Source organism: Roseovarius sp. PS-C2, from assembly GCF_018862045.1.
Taxonomy (GTDB): domain Bacteria; phylum Pseudomonadota; class Alphaproteobacteria; order Rhodobacterales; family Rhodobacteraceae; genus Roseovarius.
Map to the genome: position 1 here is coordinate 205456 of NZ_JAHKSQ010000002.1, position 25197 is coordinate 230652.

Annotated in this window: 28 protein-coding genes; 13 read left to right on the plus strand and 15 right to left on the minus strand. The window is 63.0% G+C overall.

Annotated elements, in window-relative coordinates; all coding sequences use genetic code 11:
• The first annotated feature begins 36 nt into the window (after positions 1-36).
• Entirely contained in the window at positions 37-1437 is a 1401-nt protein-coding gene (locus tag KPG71_RS04345; RefSeq protein WP_216336913.1) for an SPOR domain-containing protein, read from the plus strand.
• A gap of 36 nt (positions 1438-1473) precedes the next feature.
• On the opposite strand, the gene KPG71_RS04350 is transcribed toward KPG71_RS04345, so the two are convergent.
• The gene (locus KPG71_RS04350) at positions 1474-2079 is read right to left on the minus strand and encodes a flavin reductase family protein (protein ID WP_216336914.1); all 606 of its coding nucleotides are present in this window, start codon (positions 2077-2079) and stop codon (positions 1474-1476) included.
• An 85-nt stretch (positions 2080-2164) separates the two neighbouring features.
• On the opposite strand from KPG71_RS04350, the gene KPG71_RS04355 reads away from it, so the two are divergent.
• A complete protein-coding gene (locus tag KPG71_RS04355) occupies positions 2165-2650 on the plus strand; it encodes a GNAT family N-acetyltransferase (protein WP_216336915.1) in 486 nt (161 codons plus the stop codon).
• 55 nt (positions 2651-2705) lie between these two features.
• Complete coding sequence (locus KPG71_RS04360; protein ID WP_216336916.1) at positions 2706-3476, plus strand: EcsC family protein; 771 nt, start codon at positions 2706-2708, stop codon at positions 3474-3476.
• A 189-nt stretch (positions 3477-3665) separates the two neighbouring features.
• Here the strand turns inward: KPG71_RS04360 and ptsP are convergent, their stop codons facing one another.
• The 5 genes from ptsP to KPG71_RS04385 form a co-directional block, all read right to left on the minus strand.
• Positions 3666-5909 carry a phosphoenolpyruvate--protein phosphotransferase gene (gene ptsP, locus KPG71_RS04365; RefSeq protein ID WP_216336917.1) on the minus strand — a complete coding sequence of 748 codons (2244 nt, stop codon included), beginning with the start codon at positions 5907-5909 and terminating at the stop codon, positions 3666-3668.
• A gap of 70 nt (positions 5910-5979) precedes the next feature.
• Positions 5980-7218: an aspartate kinase gene (locus KPG71_RS04370; protein WP_216336918.1), complete on the minus strand. Its 1239-nt coding sequence runs from the start codon at positions 7216-7218 to the stop codon at positions 5980-5982.
• A 108-nt stretch (positions 7219-7326) separates the two neighbouring features.
• Entirely contained in the window at positions 7327-7974 is a 648-nt protein-coding gene (locus KPG71_RS04375) for an SDR family oxidoreductase (RefSeq protein WP_216336919.1), read from the minus strand.
• A gap of 20 nt (positions 7975-7994) precedes the next feature.
• On the minus strand, positions 7995-8444 hold the full coding sequence (locus KPG71_RS04380) for a DUF1178 family protein (RefSeq protein WP_216336920.1): 450 nt from the start codon (positions 8442-8444) through the stop codon (positions 7995-7997).
• Between the two features lie 64 nt (positions 8445-8508).
• Positions 8509-8988: an NUDIX hydrolase gene (locus KPG71_RS04385; RefSeq protein WP_216336921.1), complete on the minus strand. Its 480-nt coding sequence runs from the start codon at positions 8986-8988 to the stop codon at positions 8509-8511.
• Between the two features lie 228 nt (positions 8989-9216).
• Between KPG71_RS04385 and KPG71_RS04390 the strand changes: the two genes are divergently transcribed.
• Genes KPG71_RS04390 through bfr form a run of 5 tightly spaced genes read left to right on the plus strand, consistent with a single transcriptional unit; the run spans position 9217 to position 10748 of the window.
• On the plus strand, positions 9217-9375 hold the full coding sequence (locus tag KPG71_RS04390) for a hypothetical protein (protein ID WP_216336922.1): 159 nt from the start codon (positions 9217-9219) through the stop codon (positions 9373-9375).
• Entirely contained in the window at positions 9372-9536 is a 165-nt protein-coding gene (gene hemP, locus KPG71_RS04395; protein WP_073034744.1) for a hemin uptake protein HemP, read from the plus strand. The genes KPG71_RS04390 and hemP overlap by 4 nt, the downstream gene beginning before the upstream one ends.
• A complete protein-coding gene (locus KPG71_RS04400) occupies positions 9533-9997 on the plus strand; it encodes a hypothetical protein (RefSeq protein WP_216336923.1) in 465 nt (154 codons plus the stop codon). The genes hemP and KPG71_RS04400 overlap by 4 nt, the downstream gene beginning before the upstream one ends.
• A gap of 21 nt (positions 9998-10018) precedes the next feature.
• The gene (locus KPG71_RS04405; protein ID WP_216336924.1) at positions 10019-10312 is read left to right on the plus strand and encodes a bacterioferritin-associated ferredoxin; all 294 of its coding nucleotides are present in this window, start codon (positions 10019-10021) and stop codon (positions 10310-10312) included.
• Positions 10260-10748: a bacterioferritin gene (gene bfr, locus KPG71_RS04410; protein WP_073034747.1), complete on the plus strand. Its 489-nt coding sequence runs from the start codon at positions 10260-10262 to the stop codon at positions 10746-10748. Before KPG71_RS04405 ends, bfr begins: the two co-directional genes overlap by 53 nt.
• Before the next feature lie 99 nt (positions 10749-10847).
• Here bfr and KPG71_RS04415 read toward each other — a convergent pair whose 3' ends face one another.
• The 5 genes from KPG71_RS04415 to KPG71_RS04435 all read right to left on the minus strand — a co-directional run bounded on the left by KPG71_RS04415 (position 10848) and on the right by KPG71_RS04435 (position 16319).
• Complete coding sequence (locus KPG71_RS04415; protein WP_216336925.1) at positions 10848-11816, minus strand: ABC transporter ATP-binding protein; 969 nt, start codon at positions 11814-11816, stop codon at positions 10848-10850.
• Positions 11813-12781 carry an ABC transporter ATP-binding protein gene (locus KPG71_RS04420; RefSeq protein ID WP_216336926.1) on the minus strand — a complete coding sequence of 323 codons (969 nt, stop codon included), beginning with the start codon at positions 12779-12781 and terminating at the stop codon, positions 11813-11815. The genes KPG71_RS04415 and KPG71_RS04420 overlap by 4 nt, the downstream gene beginning before the upstream one ends.
• Positions 12781-13689 (minus strand): ABC transporter permease, encoded by a 909-nt coding sequence (locus tag KPG71_RS04425; protein WP_216336927.1) that lies wholly within the window; start codon positions 13687-13689, stop codon positions 12781-12783. Before KPG71_RS04425 ends, KPG71_RS04420 begins: the two co-directional genes overlap by 1 nt.
• A gap of 1 nt (position 13690) precedes the next feature.
• On the minus strand, positions 13691-14677 hold the full coding sequence (locus tag KPG71_RS04430; protein WP_253196091.1) for an ABC transporter permease: 987 nt from the start codon (positions 14675-14677) through the stop codon (positions 13691-13693).
• 103 nt (positions 14678-14780) lie between these two features.
• On the minus strand, positions 14781-16319 hold the full coding sequence (locus tag KPG71_RS04435; protein WP_216336928.1) for an ABC transporter substrate-binding protein: 1539 nt from the start codon (positions 16317-16319) through the stop codon (positions 14781-14783).
• Positions 16320-16609: 290 nt separating this feature from the next.
• On the opposite strand from KPG71_RS04435, the gene KPG71_RS04440 reads away from it, so the two are divergent.
• Genes KPG71_RS04440 through KPG71_RS04450 form a run of 3 tightly spaced genes read left to right on the plus strand, consistent with a single transcriptional unit; the run spans position 16610 to position 18568 of the window.
• Complete coding sequence (locus KPG71_RS04440; protein ID WP_216336929.1) at positions 16610-17467, plus strand: hypothetical protein; 858 nt, start codon at positions 16610-16612, stop codon at positions 17465-17467.
• A 5-nt stretch (positions 17468-17472) separates the two neighbouring features.
• Positions 17473-18132 carry a Fe2+-dependent dioxygenase gene (locus KPG71_RS04445; protein WP_216336930.1) on the plus strand — a complete coding sequence of 220 codons (660 nt, stop codon included), beginning with the start codon at positions 17473-17475 and terminating at the stop codon, positions 18130-18132.
• 55 nt (positions 18133-18187) lie between these two features.
• Complete coding sequence (locus tag KPG71_RS04450) at positions 18188-18568, plus strand: DUF6746 family protein (protein ID WP_216336931.1); 381 nt, start codon at positions 18188-18190, stop codon at positions 18566-18568.
• A gap of 63 nt (positions 18569-18631) precedes the next feature.
• Here the strand turns inward: KPG71_RS04450 and KPG71_RS04455 are convergent, their stop codons facing one another.
• Both KPG71_RS04455 and KPG71_RS04460 read right to left on the minus strand, forming a co-directional pair.
• Entirely contained in the window at positions 18632-19156 is a 525-nt protein-coding gene (locus KPG71_RS04455) for a hypothetical protein (protein WP_216336932.1), read from the minus strand.
• The gene (locus KPG71_RS04460; protein WP_216336933.1) at positions 19156-19608 is read right to left on the minus strand and encodes a hypothetical protein; all 453 of its coding nucleotides are present in this window, start codon (positions 19606-19608) and stop codon (positions 19156-19158) included. The genes KPG71_RS04455 and KPG71_RS04460 overlap by 1 nt, the downstream gene beginning before the upstream one ends.
• Before the next feature lie 341 nt (positions 19609-19949).
• On the opposite strand from KPG71_RS04460, the gene KPG71_RS04465 reads away from it, so the two are divergent.
• Both KPG71_RS04465 and KPG71_RS04470 read left to right on the plus strand, forming a co-directional pair.
• Positions 19950-21617, plus strand: a complete 1668-nt coding sequence (locus KPG71_RS04465; RefSeq protein ID WP_216336934.1) for an iron ABC transporter permease — start codon at positions 19950-19952, stop codon at positions 21615-21617.
• A gap of 89 nt (positions 21618-21706) precedes the next feature.
• Positions 21707-22189 carry a thioesterase family protein gene (locus KPG71_RS04470; protein WP_216336935.1) on the plus strand — a complete coding sequence of 161 codons (483 nt, stop codon included), beginning with the start codon at positions 21707-21709 and terminating at the stop codon, positions 22187-22189.
• A gap of 15 nt (positions 22190-22204) precedes the next feature.
• Here the strand turns inward: KPG71_RS04470 and gatB are convergent, their stop codons facing one another.
• Positions 22205-23713: an Asp-tRNA(Asn)/Glu-tRNA(Gln) amidotransferase subunit GatB gene (gene gatB / locus KPG71_RS04475; protein ID WP_216336936.1), complete on the minus strand. Its 1509-nt coding sequence runs from the start codon at positions 23711-23713 to the stop codon at positions 22205-22207.
• Between the two features lie 98 nt (positions 23714-23811).
• Positions 23812-25101 (minus strand): hypothetical protein, encoded by a 1290-nt coding sequence (locus KPG71_RS04480; protein ID WP_216336937.1) that lies wholly within the window; start codon positions 25099-25101, stop codon positions 23812-23814.
• Between the last annotated feature and the right edge of the window lie 96 nt (positions 25102-25197).

The window sequence follows — 25197 nt, forward strand, 5'->3', positions numbered from 1 at the left end:
CAGGCACTCTGCCCCCGACTGTCTCAGGGGGCAAGTATGAGAGTGAAAAGAGTTCTGGCGATTGCGGTGATCGCGGCCTCTTACGGTATCGGGTTCGGTCAGGCCCAGACCTTGGCCGATAAGCAGGTTCCCGCTGAATTTCCACCGGCATCGTATACTGGGCGGCAATATGTCGACAGCAACGGATGCGTGTTCATCCGGGCCGGGATCGACGGAAACGTGTCGTGGGTGCCCCGCGTGTCGCGGTCGCGCAAGGTGCTTTGCGGCTTCCAGCCGACGCTGGCCCCTGCCAGGACGGCCAAAACCACCGCGCCGACCGTCCAGACCGTTCGCAAGAAACCTGTCGCGCAGGCGCAATCGACACCCAAACCGACGGCGGCCAAAACCGTGCGGGATACCAGGGTGCAAACGGCTCCGGCGCGCAAGGTTCGGGTCGTGAAACCGGCGCCGACTGTGGCGGCATCCACCAAAACCGTGAAAACGCCAGCAAGGACCGTTCGGGTCGTTCCTGCCGAAACGACAGGGGCCTCTGCCTGTCAGGGTGGGTCCGCCGTGTCCAACCGGTATATGGGAAGCGGCGATGTGCGTTGTGGGCCGCAGGCCGCACCGCATGTGACATATGTTCAGGGTGGCGGCGGTTCCGGTGTCAGCACCCGCCCTGTCCGGTTGATCCGTCAGAGTGCGGCTACTTCGGCGACGCCGGTATATACGGCACCGCATTATACCTCTCCGCGCAGCTATGCCACGGTGCCGCGCTCGGCCCCAATGGCGCGGCAACAGGTTCGGGTTGTCCCGCGCCATGTCTATGAGGAACAGCAAAAGGCCCGAGGGACCTATATTCCCCAAGGCTACAAGAAAGTATGGGGCGACGACCGCCTGAATCCCTATCGCGCGCATCAGACGCTGGAAGGCAAGGCGCAGATGGAGGTTGCCTGGTCCAGTACGGTGCCACGGTATCTGATCAACAGAACGACCGGGCGCGATATAACGTATAAATATCCCGGTTTGCGCTACCCTTACACCAGTTTCGAAGAACAACGCGCGGCGGGCGTCACCATCTCGACCCGAGGGCAGGTGGTGTCCGATCCGGTGCGTGTCGTTCGCTCTGAACGCCGCGTGAAGGCCCAGCCGGTCAAGCACAAGGCCGACGCGGCACAAGCGGTAATCTCGACCCGCTCGGCGGCTGCGGCAACCGTGCCGCAGGCTGCCAGCCACCGTTATGTACATGTCGGCGCCTTTGCCGATCCCGTGCATGCCCGCCGTGCAGCCGAGCGGATTGCGAACCGCGGATTGCCAGCGCGTTTGTCCAAGGTCACCCGCGATGGCGCGACCTATACAGTGATCCGCACCGGGCCCTTCCGCACCCAATCGGACCTGCAAACGGCGCTGAATCGCGTGCGGAGCGCAGGGTTTTCCGGGGCAGTTCCGCGCAACTGAACATTGTTTCTATGAAAATATCATGAATCGGCCGGTCTATTCGCCCGGCCGCTTCAGGCTGAAGGCTTCGCGCACGACGGTGTAGTCCCGATATCCCATCCGCGACAGCGGGTTGAAGGACAACACGTCGAACCTGCCGTCCTTCAGGCAATCGTCGCGCATATGGACGCCGGTGACTTCGCCGAAAACCGTGAAATTCGCCTCACCGGGCAGTTGCACGATCTGCGTCAGTTTGCATTCGAGGTTGGCCGGGGCGGCGGCGACGCGGGCGCAGGCGATGGTTTCGCATTCGGCCTTGGTCAGCCCGGCCTTTTCGAATTCATCTGTCCCTTTGTCCCAGGGGCCCGAGCTTTGGTTCATGGCGTCGCACATCGCGTATTCCACGATGTTGACGCAGAACACGCCGGTTTCGCGGATGTTGGCAACGCTGTCCTTGGTGTCGCCGCGATCTTCTTTTGCCCCGGTCGAGGCGAACATGACCTGTGGAGGCACATAGGCGACGGCGTTGAAAAACGAATAGGGCGCCAGATTGTCCCGGCCATCCGCGCCACGGGTCGAGATCCAGCCGATGGGGCGTGGCGTGACGATTGCGTTGAATGGGTTATGCGGTAATCCGTGACCGTCCTGCGGTTTGTAAAACATCGCGCGCCTCTTTGTTTTCCGGGTTTGTGCAAGACCTAGCGTCGTGCTACGCGCAATTCCAGCCGATTTTGCAAGGAGTTGCAGGGTGTTCGAGTTGCGCCCCGAAACAGAAGAGGACTGGTGGGAGGTCGAGGCGCTGTACGATCTGTGCTTTGCGCCGGGGCGGGAGGCCTTGTCGTCCTACCGTTTGCGTGACGGGGTGCCGCCGGTGCGGGGCCTCAGCCTTGTGGCGCGCGATGGTGACGGGATTCTTGCCGGGGCAATCCGGTTCTGGCCGGTTCGGATCGGCGCCGTTCAGGCGCTGTTGCTGGGGCCGGTGGCCGTTCACCCCACCCGGCAGGGTGAGGGGTTGGGCGGCTGGTTGATCCGTGAAAGCCTTGACCTGGCGGCCCGGCAGGGATGGGACAGGGTACTGCTGGTCGGGGATGCGCCGTATTACGGGCGGTTCGGGTTCCGGCGGCTGGATGGGATCGAGATGCCGCCGCCCACCAACCCTGACCGTGTGCTGGGAATCGCGTTGACGCCGGATGCGTGGCAAGGGGTTGCTGGCAAGGTTACGCGCATCGCTTGAAATCAGCCGGGCGTCACACGATCTTCTGTAGAGGTGGCCGATTGGAGGGCGTGGCGTGGAAATCATTGAAAATCAAATAGATGCCAGTGAGGTGTCGGCGCGGCTGGATGCCTTGGCCGCACGTCATGCGCGGGCGTCAAATGCCGGGATTCAATTGCTCAACCTGATCGGCGGGCGGGCCGAAGGGCTATTGGATCGCTTGCCTGCAGCGATCCGGGGCCGATTGAATGAGGCGACCGAGCAGGCGCTGGTCAATGCGATGGAGGTGGCGCATCGCTCGCGCGGGGTGGTGGGGGAGAGCCCCGGCTGGATGACCCGTGCCGTGACCACGGCGATGGGGGCGGCAGGTGGCTGGGGCGGGTTGCCCACGGCCATGGCCGAGCTGCCGGTGACCACAACCGTCTTGCTGCGCGCCATACAGGACGTGGCGATTGAGCATGGATTTTCGCCACAGGAACAAGGGGTTAGATTCGACTGCGTGCAGGTCTTCGCCGCTGCCGGACCGCTGGAGCACGATGACGGGGCCGACATTGCCTTTCTCAGCACGCGGGTCGCGGTGACCGGGGCGACGGTCAATGGGCTGATTGCGCGGGTGGCCCCGCGGCTGGCCACTGTGCTGGGCCAGAAACTGGCGGCGCAGACGGTGCCTGTATTGGGTGCAGCGGCGGGGGCGGCGACGAATTACGCCTATACCAGCTACTATCAGCAGATGGCGCATGTGCATTTCGGGCTGCGGCGCTTGGCGATCGAGGCGGACCGGGACTATGCCGATCTGGTCGAGGATTTCCGTAAACGGATCGGGCGGGGAACGCCGCGCCGGGGCTGATCCGGGCGAATCGGCTGTAAGCCTTTGGTTAACAAGGAAAACCGCAATCGGCATCGCGTCGGTATGACGTCGGTATCGTGTCGGTGCGGATGTCGGAAAACGGCCGGATTAACAGGGCGCGCGATGACTTTCGTACAAAAGCCCCCCTGTTTCGTACGAAACGCCGAAACGGATTGGCTGGTCCCGAAGTTACAGCTTGCCGCGCAGGTACTCCATCACGGCGGGGCGCACGGACTGGTCGCCGCGCGTGCTGGCGTCGTCGATGACGGTGCGCAATTCGGTCAGGTCGGTGCGACGCAGGATGGATTTCACCGGCCCGATCGAGGCGGGGCGCATCGACAGGGAGCGAATTCCGATGGCCGCCAGGCAGGCGGCTTCGACCGGGCGGCCCGCATCCTCGCCGCAGAAGCTGAGCCGGGTATCGGTGGTTGCGCAGCGTTGCACGATACTCTCAAGGAAGCTCAGGAAGCTGACATTCAGCGTGTCATAGCGGCGGCGCACCAGTTCGTTTTCGCGGTCGGCGGCAAAGAAGAACTGTTTCAGGTCGTTGCCGCCAATCGAGAGGAAATCGACCTCGCGATAAAAACTGTCCGGCGCGAAGGCCAGCGACGGCGTTTCCAGCATTGCGCCCACTTCGAGGTTTTCGGGCAGCGGGTGGCCGAGGATGCGTTCACGTTCGAGCGCCTTGTCCATCTCGGCGCGGGCGGCGGTGAATTCCTCGCGCTGCGCGACGAAGGGGAACATGATGGTCAGCGACCGGCCCGCCGCGGCGCGGATCAGCGCCTGAAGCTGCATGCGCATGACGCCGGGTTTATCCAGGCCCACACGCACGGCGCGCCAGCCAAGGGCTGGGTTAGGCTCGTCCACGGCCTTCATGTAGGGCAGAACCTTGTCCGAACCGATGTCGAGCGTGCGGAACACCACGCGCATATCCCCGGCGGCGTCCATGACGCGGGCGTAAAGCTCGCTCAGCTCGGCGCGCTTGGGCATGTGATTGCGGATCAGGAACTGCAATTCCGTGCGGAACAGGCCCACGCCTTCGGCCCCCGAGCTTTTGAGACTGGGCAGGTCGGCCATCAGGCCGGCGTTCATCTTGAGCGTGATGCGCTGACCGCACAGGGTTTCGGCGGGTTTTTCGCGGATCGAGGCATAGCGTTCCTGCGCCTGCGCCTGCATCGCCATCTTGTCACGAAAGGCGCTGACCACGGTATCGTCGGGGCGCAGGTGCACCGCGCCCTGATCGCCATCGACAAGGATATGGTCGCCATTGAGCGCCTCGGTGGTGATCCGCGAGGCATGGATGACCAGCGGAATGGCCAGCGCGCGAGCGACAATGGCGGCGTGGCTGCCGACCGAGCCTTCCTCGAGCACGATGCCCTTGAGCGCGCGGCCATAATCCAGCAATTCGGCGGGGCCGATATTGCGCGCGATCAGGATCGGGTCGGCGGGCATGTCGGCGCCGGTCAGGGTGCCCTGTCCGGTCAGGATGCGCAGCAGCCGATTGCTGAGGTCGTCGAGATCGTGCAGGCGGTCGCGCAGGTAGGCATCGCTGACCTGCCCCATGCGGGCGCGGGCGGTGGATTGTTCCTTTTCGACGGCGGCCTCGGCGGAGAGGCCGCGGCTGATGTCTTCTTCCATCCGGCGCAGCCAGCCCTTGGAGTTGGCGAACATCCGGTAGGCTTCGAGAACCTGCAACTGATCCTTGTCGCCGCTTGCCGCGTTCGACAGCATCCGGTCCACGCCGATGCGCAACTCGTCCACGGATTCGCGCAGGCGTTCCAGTTCGCGATGCGGATCGTCGGCAATGGGGTTGGTGACCACGACGCGCGGTTCGTGCAGCCAGACATGGCCCTGCGCCGCGCCTTCCTGCCCGCCGGTGCCGCGAAACAGCACGGGTTGCTGGTGGCGTGCGGACATCGCCGCGCCTTCGCCGACGAAGGCCCCCAGTTCGGCCATTTCGGCGATGACCATGGCGACGACTTCGAGGGCATATATCTCGTCGTCGGAATAGGAGCGGGCGTCCTTGGATTGCACCACCAGAACGCCCAGCATTTCGCCAAGCCGCTGGATCGGCACCCCGAGAAAGGCCGAATAGGCCTCTTCCCCGGTTTCGGGCATGTAGCGGAAGCCGCGCGTGCCGGGGGCGTCATCGGTGTTGATGATCTTGCCGGTGCGGGCCACGCGGCCCACGAGGCCCTCGCCCAGTTTCATGCGGGTTTCGTGGACCGCGCCGGGATTCAGGCCCTCGGTGGCGCAGAGTTCCAGCGTGTCCTCGTCGCGAAACAGGTAGATCGAGCACACCTCGGTGCGCATTTCCTCGGCGATCAGTGTCGTGATTCTGTCCAGCCGTTGCTGGCCGGCGGCGTCTTCGGCCATGACGGCGCGAAGGCGGCCCAGCATCTGGCGGCTGTCGGTCTCGAAGTCCTGCGTCATTGCAATGTGCCGTCCCCGGGGCGTTGCGGTGTATCTGGCCCCTTATTCGTTCCGGCAAAAGGTGCCGTGTTCAGGCCGCTTTGTCCAATTCGAAGGCATCATGCAGTGCCTGCACGGCAAGTTCCATGTATTTCCGGTCGATCAGGACGGAAATTTTGATCTCGGAGGTTGCAATGACCTTGATGTTCACGCCTTCATCGCTGAGCGTCTTGAACATCTTGGCGGCGACGCCCGACTGGCTGCGCATGCCGATACCCACGGCAGAGACCTTGGCCACGTTGGTGTCGGCGACCAGATCGTGATAGTTGATGTCGCCACGCGCTTTGGCGTCCGCAAGGGCCTTTTCGGCGCGCAGCACCTGATCGGTGGGGCAGGAAAAGGTCATGTCGGTGCGGCCCTCTTCGGCGATGTTCTGCACGATCATGTCCACGTTGACGCCCGCATCGGACAGCGGGCCGAAGATGGCGGCGGCGATTCCGGGGCGGTCGGCGACCGAGATGAGGGTCATCTTCGCCTCGTCGCGCGAATAGGCGATGCCGCTGACGACATTTGATTCCATGATTTCCTCCTCGGCGCAGACCAGCGTGCCTGCGTCGTCTGACTGTTCCTCGAAACTGCTGAGCACGCGCAGTTTGACATTATAGCGCATGGCCAGTTCCACGGAACGGGTTTGCAGTACCTTGGCCCCGAGCGAGGCCAGTTCCAGCATTTCCTCGAAGGCGATGCGGTCCAGTTTGCGCGCCTTGCCGGAAATGCGCGGATCGGTGGTATAGACGCCGTCCACATCGGTGTAGATGTCGCAGCGTTCGGCATCGAAAGCGGCGGCAAAGGCGACGGCGGTGGTGTCCGACCCGCCCCGGCCAAGCGTGGTGATCCGGCCTTCGGGGCTGATGCCCTGGAAGCCCGCCACGACAGCGACGCGCATGCCTTCGCCGAACTTGGCGTTGATGTTGTCGGTGGGAATTTCCTCGATCCGGGCGGCGGAATGGGTCGAGGTGGTTTTCACCGGCACCTGCCAGCCCTGCCAACTGCGCGCCGGCACGTCCATTTCCTGCAGGGTCAACGCCATCAGCCCCGCTGTGACGTTTTCGCCCGAACTGACGATGGCGTCGTACTCGCGCGCATCGTAGAGCGGCGAGGTTTCGCTGACGTACCCCACCAGCTTGTTGGTTTCGCCGGACATGGCCGAAACGATGACGATCACGTCATAGCCCTTGGCCACCTCGACGCCCACGCGTTTGGCGGCGCGGCGGATGCGGTCAGGCGTGGCGACGGAGGTGCCGCCGAATTTCATCACGAGAACGGGCATATCTGCGTCCCTGTCAGCAATCGCAGGCGGTTTACGCGGGGTTGCGGGCGAGGGCAAGAGCGACAATGCCGCTCGGCCGTCCTGACATGCGGTTTCGTGCGGTGCAGATCAAAACGGGTGGTCGTGCCCGTCCCATGTCTGGAAACAGCCGGTGGTGGCGGGGCCAAGCGCGTCGAACCGGGCGACCAGGCCATCGGCGGCCTCGTCCACCGAGATGTCGGCGGCGTCCCCGCCCATATCGGTACGCACCCAGCCGGGGTGATAGATGCCCACGGCGATGCCGTCGGGTTTGAGATCGACCGCCAGGTTGCGCCCGAGGTTCAGCACCGCCGCCTTGGACGAGCGGTAGATATAGCTGCCGCCCGGTGCCAGTTCATCGCTGGCCATGGTGCTGGAAATGATCGCCACCTTTCCTTCCCGAGCCGCCCTGAGATTGGGCAGCAGCGCCTGAACGGTCAGGAACACGCCTGTCACGTTGGTGGCAAAGGTATCGGCCCACATCTGCGCGGGGTAGCCATCGGGCAGGCTGTGGCCCTTGTCGGCATAAACGCCGGCATTGCAGATCAGAAGATCGACCGCCCGCCCGTCAAGCTGCCGGGCGAAGGCGGCGACGCTGCCCGGGTCGGTGACATCGAGCGCGGCAAGGTCGCCATCGGTGCTGCGGGAGGTGCCGGTCACGTCATGGCCCGCCGCGCGATAGCGCGTCAGAAGGGCCTGTCCGATGCCGCGATTGGCTCCGGTGATCACGATATGCATGGGCGGTATCCTTTCGGGACTCAGTTGGATTTGCGGCCCGGCATGAACGGAAGGGGGGTGATGGGCACGCCGTCCTCGATCAGCTTGCGGGCCTCGTCGGGTTTGGCTTCGCCGTGAATCGAGCGTTCGGGTGACTCGCCGCTGTGCATGCGACGGGCCTCGCTGGCGAAGTTGGTGCCGACATATTCGGAGTTCTTTTCGATCTGCTTGCGCATTTCGGCGAGGGCCTGCTCGGCGGGATTGGCCGGGGCGCTGAGCGGGCGATCCTGTTCGGGCAGCTGCTCGGTCTTGTCCGCCTTCGAGCGGCTGTCGGCCACGCGCGGGGCCATGATGCCTTTTTCGACCTGCGTCGAGCCGCAGACCGCGCAGGAAATCATTCCTGCAGCCTGCAGTTTCTCGAAGGCGGCAGAGGACTGAAACCAGCTGTCGAAGCGATGGCCCTGGTTACATTTGAGGGAAAACTGAATCATGCGTGTACCAGAAATATATCGTCCGAAATTATGTCCTGAACCGTCAACGTCAAGATGCAGGCCGTCATTTGCGCGTGAGGTGCCGGGGATCGAAATGCCGCAGGATTTCAGCAAGTTCCGGTTCGGTGACGCGTGCGGCGGCCTTTTTCGGGCGCAGCCATTTTCGATTGCGCTGCCCGATCTCGGGATAGGATTTGGCCAGCGATTTGACCCGGACCGGGAACACCAGCCCGATACAGGGCAGGGGCTGATCGGGATCGGTGAGCTTGGTGTAGGAAAACATGCCGATACACTGGTCGGAGTGTTTCCCCTGAACGCCGGCCTCTTCCCAGGCTTCGATCAGGGCGCATTCGCCGGGGGTTTTGCCGGTCATCGGCCAGCCTTTGGGGATGATCCAGCGACCCGAGTTGCGCGTGGTGACCAGCAGGATCTCGGGCTTGTCCTTGCGGATGCGATAGCACAACGCCGCGAATTGTGTGCGCAGGTCGGTCTTGCTGCGCATTCGCAAGGTGATCGGCATCTGCCTCCGCGTGTGAAGGGTCATGCTGGCCTTTCTGTTGCTGGGCCGGGTTCCATTCGCTTCAGTATAGGGCAGAGCGGCCCGGCATGGCCAGACAAGGATGGGGGTGCGAAGGGGAAATCTGCCGTCCACAAGTCTTAGTAAAAGAATCGGAATTGACAATGCTGAGTAATTTTGTCAGCTTTGACTCGCCCAGCCACCCCTTCCGGGCCAGCCGGCACCCTTATCTGTCCAGAGACATGGAGCATTGGCATGGTTCTTTTCGATTCTTTCCATTCACCGCCGCCACGCGATAGTGCGGCTGAACGTGCGCAATGGCGCAAGGAGATCATGGCGACCGCCTTTCAGGGGGGCGTGACCAGCGACTACTGGCTCGAGGTATTGCTGGATCGCGTGGAGGTGGGCCGATGATCCGTGCCCAGACCTCGGCGCAACCCGAGTTGCTGCCCGATCCCACCTGCCATGACGCCCGCGACCTGACCAAGGGTGGGACAACGGCCAGCATCGTGTTGGATGGCAAGATTTACACGTTGCGCATTACCCGCGCCGGCAAGCTGATCCTGACGAAATGAAACACGATCGCGAAATGGTGGGGGCTTTTCCGGTGGCTGCCATGGACCGTCTGCTCGACGCCGAGGCGCTGGTGGTGCGGTGCCTGCGCGGCTGGAGCGATGGCCCCGAGGCCGTGATGACCCTGCTGACTCCAGCCCTTGGCCCGGTCAAGGCGCGGGCCTGTTTGCGGGCCCTGGGCGATGTGATGACCATCGTGTTGCGCCATGGCCGCAGGCCGATGATCCGCCACGGGGCGCGCTGTGGTTGTGTGGACTCGGACGAGGCGATTATCGCGCATTTCGTCATGGTCGCCGCCACGGGAGAGCGTGAAGACGCGATGCTGATCGCATCCCTGCTGGTGGACGGGCCGTTATTGTTGCCGATGACCGAGGCGGCCCGGCAGGCGGGGTTGTACCTGTATCAGGCGGGGCTGCGGCAGGAGCGGGCGTTTCCCGAACCGGCCAGCGTGACCCGGCATTAATCGAGAAGGCAAGGAAAAGGCATGATCGTTTGTCACTGCATGTCGATCCGGGACAGCGACATTCGCCGCGCGGTGGACTGGATGCGCGCGGCGGACCCGCAGGTTCTGATCACACCGGGAAAAGTGTATCGCGCACTCGGCAAAAAGGCGGATTGCGGCGGATGTCTGCCGCATTTCATTGACACGCTGCGTGGATGTGACAGCTTTGAAGTACCGATGCAATTGCGCGGCCTGCGCCGTGCCGTGACACAGGGAGACGACCATGAAGGGCGACGAGAAGGTTATCGAGTATCTCAACAAGGCGCTGCGAAGTGAATTGACGGCGGTCAGCCAGTATTGGCTGCATTACCGCCTGCAGGAGGATTGGGGCTATGGCAAGATTGCCAGCAAGAGCCGCGAGGAGAGCATCGAGGAGATGCACCATGCCGACAAACTGATCGAGCGGATCATCTTTCTGGGCGGGCATCCCAACCTGCAAAAGCTGGACCCGCTGCGCATCGGGGAAACCCTGCGCGAAACGCTGGAGGCCGACCTGGCCGCCGAGCACGAGGCGCGCAATCTGTATATCGAGGCGCGTCAGCATTGTGACAGCGTGAACGATTACGTGTCGAAAAACCTGTTCGAAGAGCTGATCGCGGACGAGGAAGGGCATATCGACTTCCTCGAGACGCAGATCGAGCTGCACGAGACGCTTGGCGCGGAGCGGTATGGCCTGTTGAATGCGTCATCGGCGGACGAGGCCGAGGACTGAACCGGAGAGGAGGCGGGGGCGCTGCCCCCGTCGCCGCACGCGGCGACTCCCCCGGAGTATTTTTTCGAAAGATGAAGCAGGCGGGCCGGGTGGTCCGCCTTACTCGGCGAAGTGGCAGGCGGCCTGTGTACCGTTGTCCAGTGTGCGCAGTTTCGGGCGTTCGGAGCGGCAGCGCGCCTCGGCCATGGGGCAGCGTGGCGCGAAGGGGCAGCCGGGCGGCGGATTGACCGGATCGGGCAGTTCGCCCGGCGTGCGCGGTTTGTCGAAGGAGCCGCCTTCGAGCTTGGGGATCGCATCGAGCAGGAGGCGTGTATAGGGGTGTTTGGGGTCGTCGAATATGGTGTCGGCCCTGGCCAGTTCCATGACCGCGCCCAGATACATCACCGCGACACGGCTGCCGAAATGTTCCACGACGCTCAGGTCGTGGGTGATGAACAGGTATGTCAGCCCGCGCTCGGCCTGAAGGTCGCTTAGCAGGTTCAGGATCTGCGCCTGGATCGAGACATCGAGCGCCGAGATCGGTTCATCCGCGACGATGAAGGCCGGGTTGGTCACCAGTGCGCGGGCGATGGCGATGCGCTGACGCTGGCCGCCGGAAAATTCGTGCGGAAGGCGGCGCTGCCAGGACGGATCGCAGCCTGTGGCGGCCAGCACGTTTTCGACCTGCTGGCGGACGTCGGAGGCCGATTTCTCGGGCATCAGGTGGCGGATCGGTTCGGCCAGTGTGTCGAACACGTTGCGGCGCGGGTTGAGCGAGGCGTAAGGGTTCTGGAACACCATCTGCATGTCGCGGCGGATGGGTTTGCGGGTGGTCTCGTCCATGCCGTCGATGCGCTGGCCCTTGAAATATATCTCGCCTGCCGATGGCTCGAGCAGGCCCATGATGGCGCGCCCGAGGGTAGTCTTGCCACAGCCCGATTCGCCCACCACGCAGAAGCTTTCACCCGGCTCTATGGCCACGTCCACGCCGTTGAGCGCGTGCAGCACCGGCTTTTCGCGGCTCAGGAAATGGGTCGGCAACGGAAAGCGGACTTCGAGCCCCTTGGTTTCGACGATCGGGCCGGTCATTGGACCTCCTCGGCTGTGTTGAGGGGGTGGAAGCAGGAGGTTCTGCCGTCAAGATGCGGGGTTTCGGCCTTGCAGCGTTCGGTCGCGCGTTCGCAGCGCGGGTGATAGGCGCAGCCCGTGGGCAGCGCGGTGATCGGCGGCATGGAGCCGGGAATCTGATAAAGCCGCGTTCCCCGCCCGGCATTCTGAGGCAGCGCCTTGAGCAGGCCTGCGGTGTAGGGATGCGAGGGGGCGTCGATGATCTGCCGTGTGGGGCCGGTTTCGACACATTTTCCGGCATACATGATCATCAGGTTCTCTGTCACTTCGGCAACGACACCCAGATCGTGGGTGATCAGGATCAGAGCCACGTCGTTGTCGCGGCAGAGTTTCAGGATCAGGGCCATGATTTCGGCCTGGATGGTCACGTCAAGCGCGGTGGTCGGTTCGTCCGCGATGATCAGTTCGGGATCGGTCAGCAGCGCGATGGCGATGACCACGCGCTGACGCAAACCGCCCGAGAGTTCATGGGGATAGGCATCCATGCGCGATTCAGCCGACGGGATGGCGACCTGTTTCAGCCCTTCAATGCATAGTTCGCGAGCCTCGGCGTCGGAAATCCTGCGATGGGCGCGCAGGGTTTCTATCATCTGCGTGCCGATGGTCAGCACCGGGTTCAGCGTAACCATCGGGTCCTGAAAGATCATCGAAATCCGGTTGCCCCGAATGCCGCGAATGTCGCGCTCGCTGAGGTTCAGCAGGTTTTCGCCGTGGAACGTGACCGAGCCCTGGCAGACGCGGCCGGGTTCGGCGATCAGGTTGAGGATGGCGAAGGCCAGCATGGATTTCCCGGCGCCGGATTCACCCACGACGCCGAGGCGTTCGCCTTTTTCCAGCGTCAGGCCGACACCGCGCAGGGCCTCGACCTCGTCGCGTTTGCCTTTGGGAAAGGCGACATGCAGGTCGCGTACTTCGAGCATGGCCATCAGTCGTCCCCCCGTCGCAGTTTCGGATTGAGCACATCGCGCAGCCAGTCGCCCAGCAGGTTCAGCGCGAGGATCAGCGCCACCAGCACGATGGCCGGGTAGAAGGTGATCCACCACGAGCCGGAAAAGATGAACTCGAACCCCGAGCGGATCAGCGACCCGAGCGAGGGGCGGTCGACCGGCATGCCGAGGCCGAGAAAGGACAGCGAGGCTTCGATCATGATCGCCTCGGCCACCTGGATGGTCGAGATCACCAGCACCGGCGTCAGCGTGTTGGGCAGGATATGGCCCCACATGATCTTGCGCGCGGGCAGGCCGATGACGCGGGCGGCATCGACATATTCCTTTTTCTTCTCGCCCAGAACCGAAGAGCGCACGGTGCGCGCGAATTTCGGCCATTCGGCAATGCCGATCACGAGGATCAGCATGATGATCGCGTAATCTGCATAGACATTGGCGTCAAATGCCGCCTGGAACAGCGCCAGCGCGATAATGGCCATCATCAGGGTGGACAGCGACAACTGGATATCGGCCAGCCGCATCAGGAAACTGTCGACCCAACCGCCCTTGTATCCGGCGATCAGGCCCAGAGAGACGCCGAGCACGCCTTGCACCACAACCGCGCCGATTCCGATCAGCAGCGAAATGCCGGTGCCATACATGATGGTGGACAGAACGCCGCGCCCCTGCGCGTCAGTGCCCAGCCAGAACCGTTCGTCGCCGCCCGGTTGCCATGACGGGGGCAGTTCGCTGTCCATGATGTCGAGCTGTATCAGGTCATAGGGGTTTTGCGGCGCGATCAGCGGCGCGAACAGCGCCATCAGCACCAGAACCAGAAGAACGATCCCCGCCCCGATGGCGACCGGATCGGACAGGAAGCGTTTGATGAATCCCTTGAGCGATATCATGTCAGCCTTTCGCCCCCGGCAGTTTCACCATCGGATTGATGAGTGTGTAGACAAAATCGACGATCGTGTTCACCACCACGAAGATCAGCCCGACGATGATGATGTAGGCGATGATCAGAGGTGTATCGACGCGGTTGACCGCCTCGAGAAACAGAAAGCCCATGCCGGGCCACTGGAACACGGTTTCGGTCAGGATGGTGTAGGCGATCAGTGTGCCGATCATCAGCCCGCCCACGGTGACCACCGGCAAGAGCGTGTTGCGGAAGGCATGGACATAGCGCACGCGGCGCGTGGGCAGGCCCTTGGCGCGGGCGAAACGGACGTAATCGGTGCCCATGGCCTCCATCATCTCGGCGCGGATCAGGCGGATGAACAGCGGCAGCATGATCGAGCTGAGGGTGATCGACGGCAGGATCAGGTGGGTGATTCCGTCCCATGTGAGGAAGCCGGTATCCCAGCCCCAGGGCAGTTCGTAGGTATCGCCACGCCCGAAGGCGGGCAGCCAGCCCAGTTCGACGCCGAAGAGCCACACCATCGCGATGGCGGTCAGGAAGACGGGCACCGAAATGCCGACGATCGAGCCGGTCATGATGATACGTGCGAGCCAGGATTCGCGGTTGATCGCACAGTATATGCCGGCGGGGATCGACAACGACACGAAGATGAACACCGCGCCGAGGACCAGCTCGAACGTGGCGGGGAACTTGTCGAGGATCACCGAAAGCGCCGGGCGCTTGAAGAAATAGGACGTGCCGAGATCGCCTTGCAGGGCGTTGCCCAGAAAGCGGGTGTATTGCACGAAAAACGGATCGTTGAGCCCCAGTTCGTCGCGCAGGGCCTCGCGTTCCTGTTCGCTGACGGACTGGCCGACCAGTTCGCGCAGCGGATCGCCAAGGTTGTCCTGAATGGAAAACCCGATGATCGAGATGACGAACATCACGATCACGGCCTGAATGGCGCGGCGAATGAGAAAGGCGATGATATGCATTAGCTTCGGAAGGTCTCCGTGGCCCGCGCCCCGGTCGGAGGCCGGGACACGGTGCGTATTTTAGAGACGGGCCGACAATCTGCCGGCCCGTGCTTTTGGCTGATTATTCCTCGATCACCAGATCGCCCAGATAGGGGAAGTTCATGACGTTCACGACGTCTTCGATCTTCACGCCCTTGCGCGCGCCCCAGGCCAGGTCCTGCCAGTGGAGGGGGATGAACGCGGCCTCGTTATAGAGGATTTCCTCGACCCGCTGGAGTTGCTCGGCGCGCTTTGCCGCGTCGGTTTCCGTCAGCGAGGCGACGGTCAGTTCGTCCACTTCGGCGTTCGAGTAGTTGCCCGAGTTGTACTGACCGCGGCCGGTGTCGGTGTTCGGGGTCATGGTCAGGAACTCGTTGAAGTTGGCCGAATCCTCGGTATCCGCATGCCAGCCGATCATCATGATGTCGGCGGCGCGCTCGTCGAACTTGGGCCAGTATTGCGCCTTGGGCATGGTGGTCAGGTCGATCTTGACGTTGATCTTGGCCAGCATCGCCGCAGCCGCTTCGCAGATCTTGAAATCGTTCACGTAGCGGTTGTTGGGGCACATCATCGTGGCTGAGAACCCATCGGCATACCCGGCCTCTTCCATCAGGGCCTGAGCCTTGGCGACATCGAAGCGCGGGGTGAGGTTCGGGTTATGGCCGACATAGCCTTCGGGCGATTGCTGTGCCGCGACGGTGCCGAAGCCCTTCATGATCTTCTGCACGATGCCTTCGTTGTTGATGGCATAGGCCATCGCCTGGCGCACCTTGGGATTGGCCAGCGCTTCGTTGCGCTTCTGGTTCAGCTGAAGCGTGATGATACGCGTGCCGGTCATGGTCACCAGCTTGGTGTTGTCATCGTTTTCGATCCGCTCCAGATCGGTGGGCGGAACCGGCGCGATGAAGTCCACATCGCCCGACAGAAGGGCGGCGACACGTGTCGGCGCTTCCTTGATCGGGGTCAGGACGGCGGTTTGCACGTTGCCGGGGCTGTCGGCATCCCAGTAATCGGCGTTCCGCTCGAACACGACTTTCACGCCCTGTTCGCGCTCGGCCACGGTGAAGGGGCCGGTGCCCGACACGTTCTGGCTGGCAAAGCTGTCGCCGTGCTTGGTGATCTCGGCGCCGCCGTCCTCGTAGAAATCCTTGTCCATCGGGAAGACATAGGTGGCGGTGTGCAGAACCAGCGGGCTGGGGCCGTCCGTCTTGATTTCGACGGTGGTGTCATCGACGGCGGTCGCCGACACCCAGCTTGCGAAGATGCCCTTGAAGTCGGGCGAGGTTTTCAGGCGTTCGATGGTCCAGACCACGTCTTCGGCGGTCATCGGATTACCCGAGTGGAACGTGACACCTTCGCGCAGCTTGAAGCGCATGGTGGTGTCGTCCACCCGTTCCCAACTGGCGGCGAGGCGGGGATCAAAGCCCAGTTCCTTGTTCCAGCGGATCAGCGGGTCAAAGACCATGTGCGACAGTTGCAGCGTACCGCCCGACAGCTGTTCATGCGGGTCGAGCGAGACCGGGTCGGCGTCATACGCGAAATTCAGCGTCTGCGCCGGGGCCATGGCAGCCGTGCCCAGCACGATTGCGGCGGCGGTTGCGAGATTGCGTAGTGTTTTCATTGGATCACTCCCTGTTAGGTAAGGGCCTGATGGCAATAGTCGACTGTCAGACCCTGAGCATGTCGCGAAACTGTCGCGATTCTGGGTGCAAGTAAAGGTGCTATGCCGTTGCGTCACCTTGGGCGGTATTTCCAAAATCGTTTTTTTCCAGATGGTTGGTTGAAATTTGATCGAAAGGTCAATGGTTTGTGCGGCTTTTGATGGCGCACGCTCTGACGGCCTTAAAAATAACTGATTAAATATATCAGGTATTATTGACAGACTCACCGAAACTGAAGTACCGAACCGTCATGAGGCATTTTGACAAAGGGATCATCATGGCAGAAGACACTGACAAACCACGCCGGGTCGTGACCGTTCGGCGCAACCTGACGCTTGGGGCGATGGCTGCGGCCATGGCCGGGTCGGCGGTGCATGCCGCCGCAGTGACGCCAATGACGGCCGATACACCGGGCTGGCACCAGAAGGCCGCAGGTGAGGGCGAAGGAGAAGGCGAGGGTGAAGGCGAAGGCGGCGGCGCCGCGCTGGACCCCGATGTGCGTTTTCTGCGCGACCTGTCGTTCATCGAAGGCCATTTGCGCGCGGGCCTCGCGCTGTATCGTGCGGGCGATCTGACAGCCGCCAAGACGCATATGGGGCACCCCATCAAGGAAAAATACGATGCCGTGGCCGAACGCGTTCAGGCCGAGGGGCGGGGCGAGTTGAAGACGCAGATCATCGCGCTGGCGGATGCCGCCGAGGCCGGGAAAGACGCTGCCGAAGTCGCGGCGCAGTTCGATCTGGTCAAGGTGATGATCGGCGAGATGCGCGGTGCATCGGCTCCGAAAAAGCAGATCATGGGGCTGATCGCGCTGACCCGGATTGCCGGGGACGAATACACCGTCGCGACCGAAGGCGGTTCGATCAGCAACCTGCACGAATATCAGGACAGCTGGGGTTTCATGCAGGTCGTTGCCGACGAGGTGGATGCGCTGACCGCATCGGGCGATGCGGCAGTGGCGGGCGTTGCGGACAAGCTCGAGGGCTATGTCGCCGCCACGGACGCGGTGTTCGGAGACTTGCAGGGGCAGGGCGATTTCACCCTTGATTCCGGTGTGCTTTACGGTGCGGCGGCACGTATGGAACTGGCTGCGGCGAGGTTGAAATAACACCGATGATCATGGTGATCGGGAACGTCCTGGACCGGCACGAGCTGGCCGCGCTGCGCGAGGCCGCGAATGACCTGCCGTTCGAGGACGGAAAGGCCACCGCCGGGCGCTATGCGCGCGATGTGAAGTCGAACCTGCAGGCCCGCCCGACGGACGAGCTGGAGGCCGTGCTGGATACGGTGCGCGGCAAGCTGATGGCGAACGAGCTGTTCACCTCGGTCGCGCGTCCGCGCAACTTTGCCCGGCTGTTGCTGTCGCGCTATGGCCCCGGCATGGAATACGGGCTGCATGTGGATGACCCGATCATGAAAGGGCAGCGCACGGACCTGTCTTTTACCCTGCCGCTGAGCGATGCGGATGAGTATGACGGCGGCGGGCTGGTCATTGACGATCCCATCGAGGAACGGGTGATCCGGCTGAATGCGGGCGATGTGGTGGTTTACCCCACCTCGGCGCTGCACCGGGTCGAACCCGTGACGCGCGGCGAACGCATGGCCGTGGTGGGCTGGGTCACGAGCTGGGTGCGCGATGCGGCCCGGCGCGAGGTGCTGCACGATCTGGATGTCGCGGCGCGCGCGATCTTTAAAGATCAGGGAAAAACCCCGGCGTTCGACCGGGTTTTCAAGGCAAAAAGCAACCTGACACGCATGTGGGCGGACGACTGATCCGGCCCGGATGACGTGAACGGCAGCCAGCAACACGGATAGACAAGGACGAACGATGAAACACTCCGTCAAGATTCTGACCACCGCAATGGCCATCGTGCTGGGCGGTCTGACACAGGCCAAGGCCGAAGAAGGCGTGTCGCATTACGAAGCGCTGCCCTCGGAAACTCTGGCCGAAGCGGTCGAGAATTTCGTGACCTACAATGACAAGGTGCAGGAGGTTCTGGCCCGTGAGACGCTGAGCGTGGCGGACATGGAGGAAATCCACCAGTTCACCTATACGCTGGAAATCGCGCTGGCCAAAATCAACGAGGAGCTCGGCGCCCTGCCCGTGGTTCTGGAAGAGGTTCACCTGGCCTCGGAAAGCGACAACCCGGCGCGCCTGCGGGGCGTGGCCGAGGTGTATCTGGAACAGGCCGAGGTTCTGGACAGGTGATTTCAGGGTCAGGACGGCGGCAGGCAAGTGGAACTTGCCTGCCTGTCCTTCCGTAAGACAGGTCTAGGGCGACAGGATCACCATGGTCGAACTGCCGTAGGTCCAGGGCGAGATCGAACTCCTGTTCCCCGTCAGGGGCATGGTGGTGACGCTGACGCCGTTATAATAGGTTGTCGTCCCCGAATTCCGATGCCCGCTACCGGGGGCTGCTGTGATCGTCGTCGCACCCCGAAGACCGGGGGCCTTGCAGGTTACCTCAATGGGTGCGGGCATGCCGCGGTCTTCATATCGCGCACCTTGGGCGTATGCCGGAAGGCGCAGCAGACGCGGAGTTTCGAGGCTGGTGCGCAAATCCCGCGAAGACAGGGTGCAGTCGGCTCCGGTGACCTCATTCAGTTGGTCGTCTTCGTCTTTGATATAAGTCCGCAGGTCCATATAGGCGCTGCCGACAACCCTGTCTTTGGCGGAAGATGTGGCCTGAACGGTCAGAATAGGCTGGGTAATGGCAACCTTGGGCGGCTGTGTGGAACAACCGCCCAGAACCGTCGCGGCAGCGGCGGCCAAAACAAACAGCCTTGGCTGTGCCATCATTTATGCCCCATCGGCACCAAGATGTTTTCCGGATAACCCCATGGTGTCGAACCGGCAATCGCGGCGGATGTCGCGGCGGCCACCAGAGCCACAGCCAGCCCCCCGCCGACGGCGGTGGTCATTTGTTTTTCTACTGGGCCCACCGATGTGGCTCCACGCATTTCATCTGTTTCACAGGTGACGATCAAGGCACTCGGCAGACCGCGGTTCTCGAACCGGCCACGCTGTTTGTATTTCGGGACGATCACCTCTTGCGGGGTGACGACATTGGCGCGCACTTCATCGGATTCGATGGTGCAGGGCACGCCTGTCAGTTCTTTTTTCGTTTTGCCTTTTGCGTCCTGAATAACGCTGCGGATCGCGATGGTTGTTGTTCCGGCAGCCAGCCATTCGCTGTCAACGGTCGAGACAATCGCGGCCTTGGCCGGGGGTGTCTCAATTGGCGCCATTTGCATGCACCCTGCAAGAGGGCCTGTAAGACAGGCGGCGAAAGCAATTTTTTCATTTTAAGGTCCACTTGGTATTGTACTCAGCCTGGGCCGGACTGTCCGGGCGCAGTGCTGCGGGTTTAAAACCGGGCTTGGTCTGAACACAACCTCTAAGCATGGGCTTTTGTGGGGTTTTCCATCCTGAATAGCACCGGACGCCGGGGCAAATGGTCGCGGTCCTGTCATAGCAGGTGTGTGGTGTTGCAGGGATGAGAGGCGTTCGAAAAGTGTCAGAGATTGACCTTTGTTGGTGCAGTCAATACTGATCAAAACACTCGGAATATTCATTCAAGAGCCCCCGAATGTCGGAACGCCTGCTACATCGCCTTGCCTGGATCGTCGTGATCGCCTGCATCGCCCCCATTCTGGCGGCGGGGCTGGCGGCGTTCACGGGCGATCTGGACACATGGCGCACGGTTCTGGCCTCGGTTCTGCCGCGCTATACCCGGACCACGCTGGCGCTGGTCGCCATCGTCGGTATTTCGACGGCCGTTCTGGGCAGTATCACCGCGTGGCTGGTCACGGTCTATCGCTTCCCCGGCGCGCGCTGGCTCGAGGTTGCGCTGGCCTTGCCGCTGGCCTTTCCGGCTTATGTGCTGGCCTATGCCTATACCTCGCTGCTGGATCATCCCGGCCCGGTGCAGACCCTGCTGCGTGAGGTCACGGGCTGGGGACCGCGCGATTACTGGTTTCCCGAAATCCGCAGCCTTGGCGGCGCGGCGCTGATGCTGACCATCGTGCTGTATCCTTATGTCTACCTTCTGGCGCGAGCCTCGTTCCGGCAGCAATCGTCGAACGCGTTTCTGGTGGCGCGCACATTGGGGCGCTCGCCGATGCGGGCTTTCATGCGGGTGGCCCTGCCGATGGCGCGGCCCGCCATTGCCGGGGGCGCGTTGCTGGCGGTGATGGAAACCATTGCCGACTATGGCACCGTTGCGTTTTTCAATGTGCAGACCTTCGCCACCGGCATCTATCAGGCATGGTTCAGCCTGGGCGACAGGGCGGCGGCGGCGCAGCTTTCACTGTGCCTGCTGAGTTTCGCGCTGTTGCTGGCGGGGCTGGAGCGGGCGCAACGCGGCAAGGCGCGCACGGCAGGGCGGGGCGCGCGCTTTGAAACCATGGAAAAGCCTGTGCTGAAGGGCGGCGCGGGTGTGCTGGCGATGCTGGTCTGCCTGCTGCCGGTGCTGTTGGGCTTTATCATTCCGGTCATCATGCTGGGCGTCATGGCCGTGGGCTCGGGGCAGAACCTGTTCGACAGCCGCTATCTGACCCTTATGCAGAACTCGGTCACGCTGGCCGGGGTGGCAGCGGTGCTGACGGTGATCGGCGCGGTGCTGATCAGTTTTCGCGCCCGCACGCGCCCCGAGCGCCGCTCACGCCTGATGGTGATCGCGGCGGGGCTGGGCTATGCGGTGCCCGGCGGCGTGATCGCGGTGGGGCTGATGGTGCCAATGGCGGCGCTGGACAATGTGATCGACGACCTGACAGAGGCCTGGTTCGGCCACGGCACGGGGCTTTTGATCACCGGGTCGATCTGGTTGATGATCGTGGCGTATTTCGTGCGTTTCATGGCGGCGGCATTGAATGCCTATGACAGCGGCATGGCCACGGTGCCCGCGCATTACGACGCGATTGGCCGCTCACTGGGGCAGCCGGGGCCGCGTCTGCTGTGGCGGGTGCACCTGCCGGTGGCGCGCACCAGCGTTCTGACCGCGCTGCTGATCGTCTTTGTCGACGTGATGAAGGAATTGCCCGCCACGCTGATCCTGCACCCGTTCAATTTCCAGACGCTGGCGGTGCAGGCGCATCGGCTGGCCTCGGACGAGCGCCTGACCGAGGCGGCGGTGCCATCGCTGGTGCTGGTGGCGTTCGGGCTGGTCCCGGTGGCGCTGCTCTGCCGGACGCTTGGCCGTGATGCCGGCACGGGGCGGCGCAGTGCGCGGATGGGCACCGCGATCAGCGCGGGCTGAAAACGGCGGCACGCCGCAGGCGCGGCAGTTTACTTCCTGCCCGTCTCCGGCCATAAGGACGCCCGTTTAAACCAAGCAGAGTATCGCCCATGTCGCAGCCCGCGCCGTTCATGTCATCCCTTCTGGAGATCGAGGAGGGGTGGATCGATTTCAACAATCACCTGAACATGGGCTATTACACGGTGCTGTTCGACCGGGCCGCCGATCAGGCGTTCGAGAGCCTGGGTTTCGGGCCCGACTACGTGGCCAGCCGCAACCACACGACTTTTGCGGCGGAATTCCACATTCGCTACCTGCGCGAGCTCAAGCTGGGCGACCGAGTGCGCGCGTCCTTCTGGCTGATCGAGCATGACGACAAGAAATTCCACGGCTTTCAGGAACTCTATCACGAAGACGGCTGGCTGGCCGCAACGGGGGAGGGGATGACCCTGCATGTGGACCTGTCCGGCCCCAGGGTGGTGCCCATGCCCGAGGATATTCATGCGCGCGTCGCGGTCATGGCGGCGGAGCACGCCAAATTGCCCCGCCCCGAGGGCGTGGGGGCGCAGATTGGCCTGCGCCGCAAACGGTAAGGGAATACCGGGGCCTTACAGCCCCAGCTTTTGCGCGATGATTTCGTTCACGGCCTTCGGGTTGGCCTTGCCGCCGGTGGCCTTCATCACCTGACCGACGAACCAGCCCGCGAGTTTCGGGTTCACCTTGGCCTTTTCCACCTGCGCGGGATTGTCGGCGATGATCTGATCCACCGCCGCCTCGATCGCGCCGGTATCGGTGACCTGCTTCATGCCGCGCTCTTCCACGATCTTGTCCGGGGCCTCGCCGGTTTCGATGTGAATTTCCAGCACGTCCTTGGCGATCTTGGTCGAAATCTCGTCCTTGCCGACCATCGCCAGAATCGCGGCGTTGGCCTCGGGCGAGGCGATCTGACGGGGGCTGACCTCGGCCTTGTTGGCCCGGCCCAGAACCTCGTTGATGATCCAGTTCGCGGTGCGCTTGCCATCGCCGCCGGCGGCGGATTCCTCGAAATAATGCGCCAGTTCGACATCCGCGGTCAGGACGCTGGCATCATATTCGGTGACGCCGTATTCGGTCACGAAACGTGCCTTCTTTTCGTCGGGCAGTTCCGGCAGGGTGGCGGCGATGCCGTCCACCCATTCCTGCTCGATCTCCAGCGGCAGCAGGTCGGGATCGGGGAAATAGCGGTAATCATGCGCCTCTTCCTTGGAGCGCATGGAACGGGTTTCGCCCTTGTCGGGGTCATAGAGGCGGGTTTCCTGAACCACTTCGCCGCCGCCTTCGACAATCTGGATCTGGCGGCGCGCCTCGTATTCGATGGCGGCCTGGATGAAGCGCATCGAGTTCATGTTCTTGATCTCGCAGCGGGTGCCCAGATGGCTGAAATCCTGCGTTTCCATGTATTTTTCATAGGCGCCGGGGCGGCAGATCGACACGTTCACATCGGCGCGCAGGTTGCCGTTTTGCATGTTGCCGTCGCAGGTTCCCAGATAGCGCAGGATCTGGCGCAGCTTGGTGACATAGGCGGCGGCCTCTTCGGGGCCGCGGATATCGGGGCGGCTGACGATTTCCATCAGCGCCACGCCGGTGCGGTTCAGGTCCACGAAGGACATGGCCGGGTCCATGTCGTGGATCGACTTGCCCGCGTCCTGCTCGACATGGATTCGCTCGATCCGCACCTTGCGGGCGATGCCGGGTTCCATATCGACAAGGATTTCGCCCTCGCCGACCAGCGGATGATAGAGCTGCGAAATCTGGTAGCCCTGCGGCAGGTCGGGATAGAAATAGTTCTTGCGGTCGAACGCTGACACCAGGTTGATCTCGGCCTTCAGGCCCAGCCCGGTGCGCACGGCCTGTTCGATGCAGTATTCGTTGATGACCGGCAGCATGCCGGGCATGGCGGCATCCACGAAGGACACGTTCGAGTTGGGCTCGGCCCCGAATTGGGTCGAGGCGCCGGAGAACAGCTTGGCGTTCGAGGATACCTGAGCGTGCACCTCCATGCCGATGACCAGTTCCCAGTCATGTTTCGCCCCGGCGATCACCTTGGGTTTGGGCGGCTCGAAAGTCAGGTCCAGCATGTCTGATGCCTCCATCGGTCGTGACGCAGGCGTTCTAGGCCAGTCGCGGGGCGTGGGCAAGGCCGGATCGGGGCCGGGGCATCAAGTGGCGTTGGTTGTCACAATGCGGGCAGACGGTACATGCCCGAGGGCGAAAACGCGATCGAACTGCCATCGGCGATGTCGTCGGCAAACTGCAACGCAATGGCGTGCAGCGCGGCCTGCCGCCCCTTGGTGATCAGCGCGCGGCGCGAGGGCAGGGCGGGAGTCAGCCGGGGCGGAAGCAAGGCCTGTGACCAGATCAGGGGGTGCAATTCCTGCAGGTGGTCCGACAATAGCCAGCCGGTGCAGTCATGTAGCTTCCGACGTGTCTGTTCCGCGGTTCCGGTCAGCTGCGATGCACGATCCGGGCCCATGGCGATGGCGCAAAAGGCTGTCATGACGTTGACGATATGCTGTTCGCGTTTGCGGCCAAGGATGTCTTTCAGTCCTTCGATGAAATAGCCGGGATCGACCGAAGACAGCGCACCGTCATCCTGTGCAAGCGCATCGAGATACACCCAGGTATAGGCCCCCGCCCCCCACAAATCGCCGGTGCGGGCGGCGGTACGGCGGGCCTCGAGCTCCAGTTGCTGGTAGTCGCCGAACTGCGCCGGCAAAAGGTGCTGCCCGAGGGCGCGCATGTAGCGGGGGCTGTCCGGGTCGAGGTCGATCAGCCGTTCATAGGCGTCGGCCACCTTGTGACGTGCCTGCGGAAGAGCGGCAAGCAGCAGGCATTGTGCCGCCGCGACCGAAGGCGCATCCAGATCGACCGGATCGAACGGGGCCAGGATATCGTCGGCGCGGCGGAAATGCGAGGCGATGCGCAATTTGCTTTCCTGCGTATCCGGAACCTGCCCCGCCTCTATGGCCGTTTGCCAGGCCCAGCCGATATCGAAATGCGCCAGGGCCACGACGAGGGCACAGGCATGGTTGCCGGACTGATCGCGCAGCATCTCCTCGAGGGCCTCGATCCCTATCGGGTCCGGGAACGTTCCGTCGTGAATCGCGTCCTCGGCGGCGGCGACCACGTCGCTGCGCGCCCCGAAGGCCAGAAGCATCGAGGCGGCCTCGCCGCCCGGTGTGGCCAGGCGGCAATCGTCGGCATATTCGATGCGCGCGGCCAGATCGCCCCAGTTTTCCTGCCGGACGAGCTTTTGCCCCAGATCCTGATGTGTCGCGCGGGCCATTTCCTCGTCGCTGACGGGCAGCGAGGGCAGGATGATCCGTTTCATCATCGCGTCCAGATCGTGATCCGGCTTGCGCCGCAGACGTGCAAGCGGCCCACCCAGACGAAACCGCGGCCGGGGCGCTTCGGTCTGGTCGGGCGATGTTCTGCGGAGCAGGTTGAAGCGGGATGTGATGGGCATGGACTCTCCGCCGGACTTGGAACACGCGGATATTCTGCGAGTCATTTCCGGCCAAAAAAGGGCGCTCATGCGAAGATAGCGGGGAAATGCCGATGC